Genomic DNA, 12,531 nt, shown 5'->3' with positions numbered 1-12,531 from the left:
TGTCGTGCTCCTTAATCTTGAGTCAATTTAGTGAAACGAAGGTTTAGTAACGCTAGGGCACCAACCAATAGGAAGATAAGCGTTGCGATTGCACTTGCTAGACCAAAGTCTTGACCACCACCGCCTTCGAATGCAATTCGGTACGTGTAGCTTACAAGCAAGTCTGTGTAACCCGCTGGCTCAGAAGTACCAATCATGTTCGGGCCACCGTTCGTCAATAGTTGAATCATGACAAAGTTATTGAAGTTAAAGGCAAACGCTGCAATCAATAGCGGTGTTAACGGTTTTATCATCAATGGAAAAGTGATTCGCTTGAAGTTATCAAGGAAGTTAGCACCATCGATTGCTGACGCTTCGTACAAATCTTCAGGAATCGCTTTTAGTAGACCCATACATAGAATCATCATGTAAGGGAAGCCTAGCCAAGTGTTAACAATCAACACCATGGTTTTCGCTAAGATCGGGTCGGAGAACCAGTTTGGGCTTAAACCAAAGATACTCTCAAGCACCATGTTAATCTCACCAAAGCTCTGGTTGAATAGGCCCTTAAAGATAAGAATCGAGATAAATGCTGGTACGGCGTAAGGCAAAATTAGTAGAACACGATACACAGCACGGCCTTTCAGCTCTTCCCACTGCACAACGTTTGCCAGAACCAAACCAATTGCAAGTGTGAAGGCTACCGTACAAATGGAGAATACAACCGTCCAAATAAAGATACTGATAAACGGTTCTTTGATGCCGTCATCTTTCCAAACACGTTCAAAGTTGGCTGTACCAATGTCTACAACAAATCCTGGAGAAATGGTGTTACCGATAAACTCACCTTTCTCGTCAACCGGTTGGTAGAAACCCACTTCCATGTTTGGTTTCAATATTTCACCAGATTCATTGTTGTATAACGTTTCCCCGTCATCTTGAAGAGTGTAAAGCGGTGCAACGGCAGCAAATTTACGTAAGCCGCTCATGCGGATGTCATCACCATTTGGCAGATGGAAATCGACACCACTGATCACAGAGCGATTTTGGATGATCGCTTTGATCTTCTCTTTTTCACCTTGTACAGAGTCAATTGCAGATAGGTCCATCTCTGTTGATGTCATGCCTTCCAGAGAAAATACATCAGTTGCTAACAGCTGGTCGCCATCTTTCACAACGATCTGGTGACCGTTATCTGTTTTGTACAAAGTAAATGGGTAGCTTTCACCGCTTTGGAATGAACGGTCTAAAAGAACGGTTTGAGTACGCTCTAGAGAGAGCTGGTTTTTTGCGCTGTAGTTAGTAAACGCAAGCCCTACGGTATATGCCAGTGGGAAAAGAATGAATAAGATCATTCCGGCAATACCGGGGTAAATATAACGGTGGGCGTAAGTTTTCTTACTACCAAAAATGTAAAGAGCCAAAGCCGTTAAAATCACAGTAAGCAGCGCAAATGCGAGCTCACCGCGAGAATACATTAAAATTGTAGCGTAGCCATTAATTAAGCCAACACTACCAAGCAACCCCCATTTGATGAAGACGCTTTTACTGCCTGGAAGGCTTGATGGTGCCGGGATCGCATCTGAACCTTGAACTGACTGCATAGAGGAACCTGCTAACGAGATATAAAAATAGAAAAGTAAGGAGAGGTTGCCCCCTCCTTAAAAGGTAGTGCTTGGTTGTTACTTAGTCATTCGAGCTTCAGCACCTTTTAGTGCTTGCTCTACTGATTGACGGCTATCAACTACGTTGCCAATAGCTTCTTCCATGCTGTACCAGAATGTTGTGAACTGAGGGATGTTAGGCATGATTTCGCCGTTCATCGCGTTATCCATTGTTGCTGCAATACGAGTGTCGCTGTCTAGTTGACGTTGGAAAGAGTTAAGAGCAACAGCGCCTAGTGGCTTGTCGTCGTTCAAGCTCTTCATACCTTCATCAGTTAGTAGGTAGTTTTCCATAAACTCAACGGCTAGATCACGGTTTGGAGAAGCGGTGCTGATACCACCAGCCCATACACCAACGAATGGCTTAGACGCTTTACCGTTGAACTTAGGCAATGTTGCTACGCCGTAATCTACGCCAGCTTTCTCGATGTTTGCCCAGCCCCAAGGACCGTTAATTGTCATTGCAACGTTACCCGCTACGAATTCAGACTCAGCAACTGAGTAATCCATATCCGCAGAAATAACTTTGTCTTTTACCATCTTCTCAATGAAACCTAGAGACTTCTGAACACCGTCAGTCGCTACGCCTGCATCTTTAATGTCGTAACCTTCCGCTGTTTGCTTGAACGCGTAACCGCCGTCAGCTGCAAGTAGAGGCCATGTGAAGTAAGCGCCACCACGTAGAGGCCACATGATTGCTTTCTTGCCATCTTTTTGAAGCTTAGCGTTTAGTGCAGGGATCTCTTCCCAAGACTTAGGTGGATTGGGAACAAGTGCTTTGTTGTAGATAAGAGAAACTGACTCAACTGCAACTGGGTAAGCGATTGTTTTACCGTCGTAAGAAACAGCATCCCATGCGAAGTCTACGATACCTTCTTTAGTTTCCTTAGAAGGTTTGATATCAACAAGAAGACCTGCTTCTGCAAAACCACCAAAACGGTCGTGTGCGTAGAAAATCATGTCTGGGCCATCGCCAGCTGCTGCAACCTGAGAGAATTTCTCTTCTAGTTTGTCAGGGAAAGCGACGGTTACTTTAACACCAGTATCTTCTTCAAAGCGTTTACCTACTTCAGCCATTCCTTCATAAGCTTTGTCGCCACCAACCCAAATAGTTAGTTGACCTTCTTCGATAGCAGCGTTTGCACCAAAAGAACCCAGAGCAACGATTGTGCCTAGAGCTACAGCGCTTAGAGCGTTTTTCATGTCAATATCCTTTTTATATTTATACGTAGGGCGCATTCAATTAAGACGAGCCAGTTTTCGGAGGCTATGATCTGAGAAAATCAATGACAGCTCATCATCCTAGCCACTACGCCCTAGCTATTATGGCCTAATTTCGTGATCGTCATCCGGTAAGATTGGCGAGCGAAGTCACAAAGTAGATACTCATCGTGATCCACATCACCGTTATGCGGTGGATTTATTTGAACTGGATCGCCAGTTATAGATAACCCCCTTTATCTACTCCTCCCCTCCTACTCCCCCTAGTTAATTTTCTATTGGGAGGATGTACCATTACGCGAATTCACCGAAACTGCATTCATCCAAGAGTGGATAGTAAGAACCCTTTACCAGCGAATGTTATGCGTTGACGCATTCTTCATTTAGTTGGCTTCACTGCCCGCTGTTGTCTTTATTAAGCATCGAGCTAAATCTGTGATTGAATCACGGGGGAGATTTAGCTGGATGTGGGGGAAATAGGCACCAGTTTGGCTATGACGGGTGGGCTTGGTTAAAGAATCCAAGTCCCACCCACTTTTTTCTTACTCACTCAATACTTACCAATTCCTACAGTTACTGCTGACCCAAAAATTCCTTATAATGATAAGCAGTAAAACTTAAAATTTGATCGATCGAGGACAAGCTAGATGGCGAGTGTCACGTTAAAAAACGTTTATAAATCATATGGTGATGTACAGATTTCTAAGGACGTAACCTTAGACATCAACGAAGGTGAGTTCGTAGTATTCGTTGGACCATCAGGTTGTGGTAAATCGACGCTATTACGCTGTATCGCGGGTCTAGAAGATATTACGTCTGGTGATTTGTACATTGGTGATCAACGCATGAACGATGTTGAGCCATCAAAACGTGGTGTGGGTATGGTATTCCAATCTTACGCGCTCTACCCGCACCTAAATCTCTACGACAACATGTCTTTTGGTCTTAAACTGGCAAACGCCGATAAAGCTGAAATTGACAAGCGTGTAGAACATGCTGCAGAAATCCTTCAGCTTGGTCACCTTCTTGAACGTCAACCTAAAGCATTGTCTGGTGGTCAACGTCAACGTGTTGCTATCGGTCGTACTCTGGTTTCTCAACCAAACGTATTCCTACTTGATGAACCTCTATCTAACCTGGATGCAGCACTGCGTGTTCAAATGCGTTCACAAATCACGAAGCTACAGCGTCAACTGGGCTGTACCATGATTTATGTAACACACGACCAAGTTGAAGCGATGACAATGGCGGATAAAATCGTTGTGCTTGATGGTGGTTTTGTTTCTCAAGTGGGTAAACCTCTTGATCTTTACCACTATCCTCAAAACCGTTTCGTTGCTGGCTTTATTGGCTCACCAAAAATGAACTTTATGTCGGTTCACATCGAACAAGCTGAAGCAGAACGCGTATTGGTACAACTTTCAAACGGTATGACTTTCTGGATCCCAGTTGATGGCACGACTGTCAACGCTGGTGACCGTATGTCTCTAGGAGTTCGTCCTGAGCACTTGTTGTCTGCTGAAACAGGTGATGCGACGATTGAAGCTGATGTGTTGATGGTCGAGAAGCTCGGTAACGAAACACAAGTTTACCTAAACCTCGACAGTGCCGATGCTGACGTTATCTATCGCCAGCCAGACACGTTGACGATTGAGTCTGGTGACAAGCTAGCGATTGGTATTCCTGCACACCGTTGTCACTTGTTCCATAGCGATGGTAGAGCATGTCGTCGCTTGTACAAAGAGTACGGCACCGACTAATCAATTCGTCGTTTTAGGATATAACTTGCCCGTATCGAATCCCTCTTACCTTGTAAGGGGGATTTCTCATTTTCTGACAACGAGTTTTACTTTCATTAAATAGATCGCGCTTTGTCTGTTGTCTGTTGTCTGTTGTCTGTTGTCTGTTGTCTGTTGTCTGTTCAGTATAAAAACAAAAAAGGCCTAGCGAATGCTAGACCTTTATCTGTTTGAGCTAAAAGCCATCCTATCTAAACGATAAAGATATAGGCTTGCTCAACTTTAATACCAATCGTAGTAAATAACTTAGTGAATTGGCGTATCACTTGTTTTATTGAACTGGCCAAAATGCTGTTCTAACACTTCAGGTGTCAGTTTGCCTTCCGCTTCTAGTCGCTTAAATTCAGCAACGATCGCTTTTTGCTCTTCAAGTGATGGAAGTTTCACTTCAGGCTCATCGCCCATCTCTTGAGTCATCTGCTCTAGTTCTTTTTCAAAATCGCTCATGATACTTACCTAAATATTAAACCTAGCGAGATTTTACTCATTTACGCTCTATGATGCTAGGGCGATTAGGTGCAAAGCCCGAAACCAGATCAAGTGAACATCAGCTTAAATGCAGAACTGCGGTCTGAATGGCGACGTTCAACGTAAAAAGCTATACCAAACGTAACAATTAGCATCAGACGTAAAAGCCACACCAAACATAAACTGCCTAGCAAACGTAAAGTGCCGTATCAAACGTAAAGTGCCGTATCAAACGAACAAGCATATCAGACGTAAAAAAGCCGGGGTCACGTGAAATGAATCCGGCTCCAATGTAAGTGTTGCAAGTTTATCCGCTATTAAAGCTTAAACGAGCCAACCATCTTATCTAGACGAGAAGAAAGCTGTTGAAGTTCTTGGCTCGCTTCAGCAAGCTGCTCTGCGGTTCCAGTCGTCACTTCGTTAATCGCGTTGATTTCTTCAATATTCTGGTTGATGGTATGAACTACGGTTGATTGCTCTTCCGTTGCCGTTGCCACTTGAGTGTTACGATCAGTGATATCAACGATACGGTCTGAAATACCACCCAGTACGTCCACCGCTTCATCCGACGCCGATACGCCTTCAAGTGTAATCACTTTGCCTGCACTCATCGCCGTTACGGCATCTTTAGCATCACTTTGCAGTTGGTTGATCATCTTCTGAATCTCTTCAGTAGAATCTGCGGTACGGCTTGCTAGGTTACGAACCTCATCGGCTACAACGGCAAAGCCGCGACCTTGTTCACCCGCACGCGCAGCTTCAATAGCAGCGTTCAGAGCTAGTAGGTTGGTTTGTTCAGAGATGTCACGAATTACACCCAAAATAGAGCCAATGTCTTGAGTCGTTGAAGCTAACTGCTCTACCACTTGACCTGTACTTTCGATGTCTTGCGCTAAACGGCTGATCGCGTCTTTTGCTTTGTTTACCACAGATCGGCCTACTTCAGTATTGCCTGAAGCCTGTGTTGCCGTTTCCGCAGCCGTTGCCGCATTCGATGCAATCTCGCTGATTGTCATGCCCATCTGGTTAATGGCTGCAACTACCTGAAGAGTTTGATCTCGTTGTTCTTGGCTATTGTCGTGGGTGATGTGCGCTTTGTTAGAAACACTCTCAGCGGCGACTTGAAGTGCTTGGCTTGTAGAAAACACCTCTTTCATCGACTCGTGAATCTTTTCGATGAATCCATTAAAGCCCTTTGAAAGCTGTGCAATTTCATCGTTGCCTTTCACTTCGATACGCTGAGCAAGGTCACCGTCACCTTCGCCAAGGTCACCGAATCGCTTAGCCAAAAGTTTAATCGGTTGAGTAATACTGTTTGCTAGCACCACGCCCATCAGAATAAAGATTAACGCTACAACAGCGGTCATGATCAGCATCTGTTTAGCCGTTGCATCAAGCTCAGCAAAAACTTCGCTCGTCGGAACTTCACCAACAACGAACCAATCCATTGACGGCACATACAAACTCGCGACAAACAACTCTTGTCCTTTATGTTCCGTTGTAATCAGGTTAAATCCTGACTTGCTTAACAACTGACTAGATTGAGGACCGTAAAGTTGTTGAAGTGATGAATCACTAAGCGAACGTTCGCGATGAATTTGAACATCACCTTGGCTATTCGTTAAGAAAACAAAACCGGTATCTTCGATCTTAAAACTATTGAGTAGACTTACCATGTCACCCATCGATTTCGATAAGCCAGACATCGCTAAACCAGAAGGTTGTTGGTAGTTAGCGAACATTTTCACTTCACCTGTCGCTTCTTGGAACATACTGACCATTGTCTGCTGGCCAGATTGCGTAAAGCCAAAGAACCAACCATCTTGCTGTTGATTGAGTTGACGCAAGAAGCCATCTTGGTTCCAGTAGTAGGCCGTTTGACGGTTCGCTACTGAGGCATCATTTAGCTGGTATTGGTTACGAACATTGTTCAATTGCTTTACTAGCTTGTTCTCTAAGACGGCATCACGATCGGTCGATTCGATAGCGTCAGAAATGAATTCATTCGAAGCAATTTGTTCTGCAGCTAACAATAGCTGAGAGACTTCACGGTCAATTTCACCATTAATTCGCTCTAACATTCCCGGAAGCTCAATATCGACTAATCGATGACTCAAAACATCTCTTGCTTGCTTTTGTGCCATCGCACCGACAATCACCGTTGATGCAAGAACTGCGAAGGTAATTCCAAGTACAACTTTTTGTTTAATACTCAGAGAGTTAGTTTTCAACATATTTGGACCTTTAAAAAGAATCGCTCGTTATTTATACATCCTGAACAGGATTTTTTTTGGTGCACTTAAACCAGTAGTGCACTCTCTCCACCATATATCGGCTAACCCCCATCAAACTAGAGAGGTATTTCGCAAAAATTTGTAAGCATGGTGAAACAAAGCAACCATTCTTCTATAGAGAAAACCATCAGCAAGACTAATGCAGTGAGACGTAACCATTCATTTTAATTATCTGGACAATGAGATTCCCCGAAGCTCACTGAACGACAGGCCTCTGAAGCTTTGATATATAAAAAGCGATTGATATGGTACAAACCATGGCTTAGTGGTTTTTTCTCGTTAACCGCTTGTAAATAATTCCAATTTTGAAAAAATAAATTCCACAAACGTACTGGAACTTTTTCCTAGTAATCAGTGACCAATACTCAAAATAAAAATCAAATGGATACCCAGAGAGTCCAAAATGCACAAAACAAATTTCGAAGTCCTTCAAAACTATTTAGAGTCTCAAATCATTGGTCAAAAAGAGCTTGTTAAGCAGCTGATGATAGCCCTTTTGGCCGATGGTCATATCCTCGTTGAAGGGCCTCCCGGGCTAGCAAAAACTCGCGCAGTAAAATCATTGGCTGACTGTGTCGAGGGAGACTTCCACCGCATTCAATTCACGCCAGATTTGTTACCTGCTGATTTAACGGGTACCGATATATTTCGTCCAGAAACGGGAGAATTCACCTTCCAATCGGGCCCGATTTTCAACTCGCTTATTCTGGCGGATGAGATCAACCGTGCTCCGGCGAAAGTGCAAGCCGCAATGCTAGAAGCGATGGCTGAGAAGCAGGTGACGGCGGGACGAAAAACCTATGCCTTACCCGATTTGTTTTTGGTAATGGCAACGCAAAACCCAATTGAGCAAGAAGGCACTTACCCGCTACCAGAAGCTCAATTAGACCGTTTCTTGCTGCATTTAGAAGTGGCTTATCCAGACATGGAAAGTGAGCTGGAGATTTTGCGCCTAAACAGAGGCGAAGCTCAAGGCAACGAATCTGTTCAGCCACAAGAGATATCTCAGCAAACGATCTTTGAAGCCCGCCAAGAAGTACTCAACATTCATATGGCAGACACCATTGAGCAGTACATCATCAGACTGGTAATGGCGACGCGCCAACCTAAGCAATACAGCGACCAGCTTGATCAATGGTTAGACATGGGTGTTAGCCCGCGTGCAACCATCGCGTTAGACCGTTGTGCCCGCGCTCACGCTTGGCTTGCTGGCCGCGACTATGTTACTCCACAAGATGTTCAAGCGATGGCATTCCCTGTACTGCGTCACCGCCTGCTTCGTAGCTACCACGCACAAGCCGAAGGGGTCACTGCAAACCAAGTGATCGCACACCTTCTCTCGTTGGTTGGTAGCGCATAGGGATACGCGCATGAAGAATCAATTACCCAACCATAGTGACGGTGTCACGTTAAGCCTGGACGAACTGCTGCAATACAAAGCGCAGTCTGTTCGCTGGTTGCCTCCAGCCAAGAGCCTGTGGTCGCAACTTAACGGCCAGCACGAAAGCAATCGTAAAGGTCGCGGGATGAATTTCTCTGAGGTTCGTCAATATCAGGCGGGCGACGATATCCGCAGCATTGATTGGCGCGTCACGGCGAGAACAGGCAAGGCGCACACCAAACTGTTTTCTGAAGAAAGAGAACAGCCTGTGATTTTGTTCTTAGATCTGTCGAGCAGTATGATTTTCGGCTCAACCTTGTTGCTTAAATCGGTTCAACTCGCACACTTTGCCAGCCAACTTTGCTGGTTAACCGTCGCTCAAAAAGACCGTATTGGTGCAGTGATCGATACTGGCCAAGAGATCATTGAGATTAAACCCAGTGCTAGCAACCACGCTCCGCTGCGTATTTTACAAAAAGTCATAGAAATCAATAACGCAGCGCTGACTAACCCAAACAATCACAGCAACACAACCTTAGAGCATGGGCTGAAGTCTCTTCATCAGCTTTGCCCGAAAGGCAGCGATATCATTATGCTCAGTGATTTTGTTCGTTATAGCGAAAGTAATTACTCACTTATCAATCAAATACGTCGACATAATCGGGTTCGCTTGGTGCATTTTTACGATCCATTAGAGCAAGGTGTCACTGCTTTCAAAGGTTCAAAACAGATCACCGACGGCAATAAAACGCAATGGTTTAACTTTTCATCAAGCAAGGAAAAGGAAAAGCTCAGTCACGCATTTGATCAGAAGCAACAACAGCTTATGCAAATGAGCCTTTCTTTGGCGATCCCATACAGTTCATTGTCTTGTGCGCAATCGTTAATGAGCCAAGTATCAGGAGTTCAGTCATGAATCAACCTCTCGACTTGAGCCCTATTATTACGCCAAGCGCACCGTCATGGTGGCCTTTGGCATGGGGTTGGTGGTTAATCATTATCACGGCCATTGTTCTGATCGCCTTAGTATTTTTCATTGTAAACAAAAGACAAAAGAACCAATACGCGAAGAACGAAGCACTTGCTTGCTTTCGTGATAGTCAGCCTTCAAATACCTTGTCTCCGAGTGCAGCTCAAGACATCGTTCGTCAGGCAGCACTAAGCTATTTCCCACGCGAAAAAGTGGCAGGCTTATCTGGTGATGATTGGTTGACGTTCTTAGATGCGCAATTGGCAAAACCTTTGTTCGCCGCAAAACAATCGCAATGGCAACAAGCGCTCTACCAAGATGCAACCTTAATGACCGACGAACAGAAAAAGGCTCAACAGCAATTGGTTAACGACTGCGAAATCTGGCTTCGTAAAGCCCTTCCTCCAAAGCGAGGTCGTTATGAATGATTTTCTAAATATGGGTTTACTCGATGTGGAGTTTGTTTGGTGGTGGATGTTTATCCTAGTACCACTGCCGCTCCTTATTTACCTATTCTCACCAAAATCAGAATCAAGCAGCGCTCTAAGGCTTCCGTTTTTGCCCGAGGACAGCAATACCAAAACACCGAGCAGTCGCTTACCCAAGGCGTTATCGGTCATCATCTGGCTTTTATTGGTAACGGCCATGGCACGCCCTGTTTGGTACGGTGAACCGGTTGAGTTTCAGCCGAAACACCGTGATTTGATGTTGGTTGTCGACCTCTCCTACTCAATGAGCCAAGAAGACATGCAGTTTAATGGCGAATACATTGACCGCTTATCTGCGGTGAAACATGTATTGAGTGACTTTATTGAGCGACGAAAAGGCGACCGAGTTGGATTGGTGCTATTTGCTGATCACGCCTACTTGCAGACGCCACTGACGTTAGATAGAGACACGCTTTCACAACAGCTCAATCAAGCAGTGCTAAAGCTGATTGGTACTCAAACTGCGATCGGTGATGGTATCGGCCTTGCCACCAAAACCTTTGTCGACAGCGACGCTCCTCAGCGTGTAATGATTCTACTCAGTGACGGCAGTAATACCGCGGGCGTATTAGATCCACTTGAAGCGGCGGATATTGCAAAGAAATACAACGCCACAATTTACACCGTGGGTGTCGGTGCGGGTGAAATGATGGTCAAAGAGTTCTTCATGACTCGTAAGGTCAATACTGCTCAAGACTTGGATGAACGTACTCTAATGGAAATCGCCAAACGTACTGGCGGTCAGTACTTCCGAGCGCGAGACAGCAAAGAGCTGGCAACGATTTACGACACCATCAACCAGTTAGAGCCCGTGACGAATGCCACTAAGATCTGGCGACCACAACAAGAGTGGTTTGTCTGGCCTCTGTCTGCGGCCATGTTCTTTGCATTTATGCTGTTAGCCATTAGGAGAAACAATGTCTAACTTTACTTTTATCTACCCATATTGGTTCTTGGCTCTTGCCGTGCTGCCCGCAATTTGGTGGCTTAGCAAGAGACAATCCAAGCAAGGGTTATTAGCGTCACACATCGCCCGTTATTTGGCTCCTGAATCGAACAAACCCTCGAAAAACCGCAGCACTTATTTCGGTGTTTGGTGGTTGGTCGGTGTCATCGCATTGGCCGGTCCAAGCTTTGAAAAAAATGAACAACCAAGCTTTGAAAAAACACAGGCGCGAGTTGTGATCATGGATATGTCGATGTCTATGTATGCCACTGATATTAAGCCGAACCGTTTAACACAGGCGCGATACAAGGCTTTGGATCTACTATCACTCTGGAAAGAAGGCCTAACGGGAATGGTGGCATACGCCGGAGATGCTTACACCATCAGTCCGCTAACGTCTGACATCAACACCATCAAGAACCTCGTACCCAACCTATCACCAGATATCATGCCCTTCCAAGGCGGCAATGCAGCATCGGCAGTTAAGCTTGCGATTGAGATGATGACTCATGCTCATATCTACCAAGGCGATCTAGTACTGATTGCTGATGATATTGATGGTCAAGAGAAGAAAGATATCGACTCGCTACTCTCTGGTAGTAATTGGACGTTATCAGTCTTGGCTGTAGGTACGGAAAGCGGCGCGCCGATCTCGTTACCTACCGGTTCGATGTTACAGACCGACTCAGGACAAACCGTGGTTGCGAAAACCAACGTAGACAATATGCGCGACCTGACTCGTCGCTCTGGCGGCACATTCACTGAATTGCAATTGGATAACTCAGACGTTGAACACATCGCAAGTTACCTCGACCGAGTTGCGACAACATCAGAAGTGACTAAAACCAATAACTCACTCAACACCAGAGTGAACAACGGTTTCTGGTTATTGCCGTTTCTGTTACTTCCTGCACTTGGGCTATTTCGAAAAGGGGTCATTTGGTGTGGTCTAGCTGTATTTGTCTCGTTCAGCCAACCGAATACTGCGTTTGCAAATCCTTGGAAAACCGATGACCAAGTGGGTTATCAGTTGTATCAAGATGAGGACTTTCAACAAGCCGCAGAACAGTTCGAACAACAAGAATGGAAAGGCATCGCGCAATACAAAGCCGGTGATTTCGAAGCGGCCGAACAGACGCTACAAGGTCTTTCTGGCGAAGATGCTCGCTACAACCTCGCCAATGCACAAGCAAAGCAAGGTAAGTACGACCAAGCGATAAAAGAGTATCAACGTATTCTCGAAAGTAACCCAGAACATGCTTACGCGAAGAAGAATCTAGAGATTGTCGAACAGGCTCGGAAGCAACAGCAACAGCAACAG

The 12,531-nt window shown here is 45.1% G+C and carries 10 protein-coding genes; 6 read left to right on the top strand and 4 right to left on the bottom strand.

What is annotated here, in order from left to right; translation table 11 throughout:
• Positions 1-11: 11 nt before the first annotated feature.
• Together malF and malE are read right to left on the bottom strand one after the other, a co-directional pair.
• Positions 12-1,583, bottom strand: coding sequence for a maltose ABC transporter permease MalF (gene malF, locus AB4513_RS15830; protein ID WP_009845807.1), 1,572 nt, complete (start codon positions 1,581-1,583; stop codon positions 12-14).
• 78 nt (positions 1,584-1,661) lie between these two features.
• On the bottom strand, positions 1,662-2,846 hold the full coding sequence (malE, locus tag AB4513_RS15825; protein WP_009845808.1) for a maltose/maltodextrin ABC transporter substrate-binding protein MalE: 1,185 nt from the start codon (positions 2,844-2,846) through the stop codon (positions 1,662-1,664).
• A 665-nt stretch (positions 2,847-3,511) separates the two neighbouring features.
• On the opposite strand from malE, the gene malK reads away from it, so the two are divergent.
• Positions 3,512-4,624: a maltose/maltodextrin ABC transporter ATP-binding protein MalK gene (malK, locus tag AB4513_RS15820; protein ID WP_009845809.1), complete on the top strand. Its 1,113-nt coding sequence runs from the start codon at positions 3,512-3,514 to the stop codon at positions 4,622-4,624.
• Positions 4,625-4,909: 285 nt separating this feature from the next.
• Here the strand turns inward: malK and AB4513_RS15815 are convergent, their stop codons facing one another.
• Both AB4513_RS15815 and AB4513_RS15810 read right to left on the bottom strand, forming a co-directional pair.
• Positions 4,910-5,110: a chromosome segregation ATPase gene (locus AB4513_RS15815; RefSeq protein ID WP_009845810.1), complete on the bottom strand. Its 201-nt coding sequence runs from the start codon at positions 5,108-5,110 to the stop codon at positions 4,910-4,912.
• A 338-nt stretch (positions 5,111-5,448) separates the two neighbouring features.
• Positions 5,449-7,365, bottom strand: a complete 1,917-nt coding sequence (locus tag AB4513_RS15810) for a methyl-accepting chemotaxis protein (RefSeq protein ID WP_009845811.1) — start codon at positions 7,363-7,365, stop codon at positions 5,449-5,451.
• Between the two features lie 463 nt (positions 7,366-7,828).
• Here AB4513_RS15810 and AB4513_RS15805 point away from each other — a divergent pair, with 463 nt between their 5' ends.
• The 5 genes from AB4513_RS15805 to AB4513_RS15785 form a co-directional block, all read left to right on the top strand.
• Positions 7,829-8,785: a MoxR family ATPase gene (locus tag AB4513_RS15805; RefSeq protein WP_009845812.1), complete on the top strand. Its 957-nt coding sequence runs from the start codon at positions 7,829-7,831 to the stop codon at positions 8,783-8,785.
• A 10-nt stretch (positions 8,786-8,795) separates the two neighbouring features.
• Positions 8,796-9,722, top strand: a complete 927-nt coding sequence (locus AB4513_RS15800) for a DUF58 domain-containing protein (protein WP_009845813.1) — start codon at positions 8,796-8,798, stop codon at positions 9,720-9,722.
• The gene (locus tag AB4513_RS15795) at positions 9,719-10,204 is read left to right on the top strand and encodes a DUF4381 domain-containing protein (protein WP_009845814.1); all 486 of its coding nucleotides are present in this window, start codon (positions 9,719-9,721) and stop codon (positions 10,202-10,204) included. Before AB4513_RS15800 ends, AB4513_RS15795 begins: the two co-directional genes overlap by 4 nt.
• Entirely contained in the window at positions 10,197-11,189 is a 993-nt protein-coding gene (locus AB4513_RS15790; protein ID WP_009845815.1) for a VWA domain-containing protein, read from the top strand. Before AB4513_RS15795 ends, AB4513_RS15790 begins: the two co-directional genes overlap by 8 nt.
• The coding region (locus AB4513_RS15785; protein ID WP_136975318.1) for a VWA domain-containing protein at positions 11,182-12,531 on the top strand (1,350 nt) is incomplete at its 3' end. The genes AB4513_RS15790 and AB4513_RS15785, both read left to right, overlap by 8 nt.

The sequence above is a fragment of the Vibrio sp. 10N.222.54.E6 genome (assembly GCF_041473955.1).
GTDB classification, from domain to species: Bacteria; Pseudomonadota; Gammaproteobacteria; order Enterobacterales; family Vibrionaceae; genus Vibrio; species Vibrio tasmaniensis_A.
This window is presented reverse-complemented; position numbering and strand designations above follow the sequence as displayed.

What these genes read in the sequence shown, in the direction of transcription:
- malF (WP_009845807.1), bottom strand. Translation starts at nt 1,583, where the DNA reads ATGCAGTCAGTTCAAGGTTCAGATGCGATCCCGGCACCATCAAGCCTT.
- malE (WP_009845808.1), bottom strand. Translation starts at nt 2,846, where the DNA reads ATGAAAAACGCTCTAAGCGCTGTAGCTCTAGGCACAATCGTTGCTCTG.
- malK (WP_009845809.1), top strand. Translation starts at nt 3,512, where the DNA reads ATGGCGAGTGTCACGTTAAAAAACGTTTATAAATCATATGGTGATGTA.
- AB4513_RS15815 (WP_009845810.1), bottom strand. Translation starts at nt 5,110, where the DNA reads ATGAGCGATTTTGAAAAAGAACTAGAGCAGATGACTCAAGAGATGGGC.
- AB4513_RS15810 (WP_009845811.1), bottom strand. Translation starts at nt 7,365, where the DNA reads ATGTTGAAAACTAACTCTCTGAGTATTAAACAAAAAGTTGTACTTGGA.
- AB4513_RS15805 (WP_009845812.1), top strand. Translation starts at nt 7,829, where the DNA reads ATGCACAAAACAAATTTCGAAGTCCTTCAAAACTATTTAGAGTCTCAA.
- AB4513_RS15800 (WP_009845813.1), top strand. Translation starts at nt 8,796, where the DNA reads ATGAAGAATCAATTACCCAACCATAGTGACGGTGTCACGTTAAGCCTG.
- AB4513_RS15795 (WP_009845814.1), top strand. Translation starts at nt 9,719, where the DNA reads ATGAATCAACCTCTCGACTTGAGCCCTATTATTACGCCAAGCGCACCG.
- AB4513_RS15790 (WP_009845815.1), top strand. Translation starts at nt 10,197, where the DNA reads ATGAATGATTTTCTAAATATGGGTTTACTCGATGTGGAGTTTGTTTGG.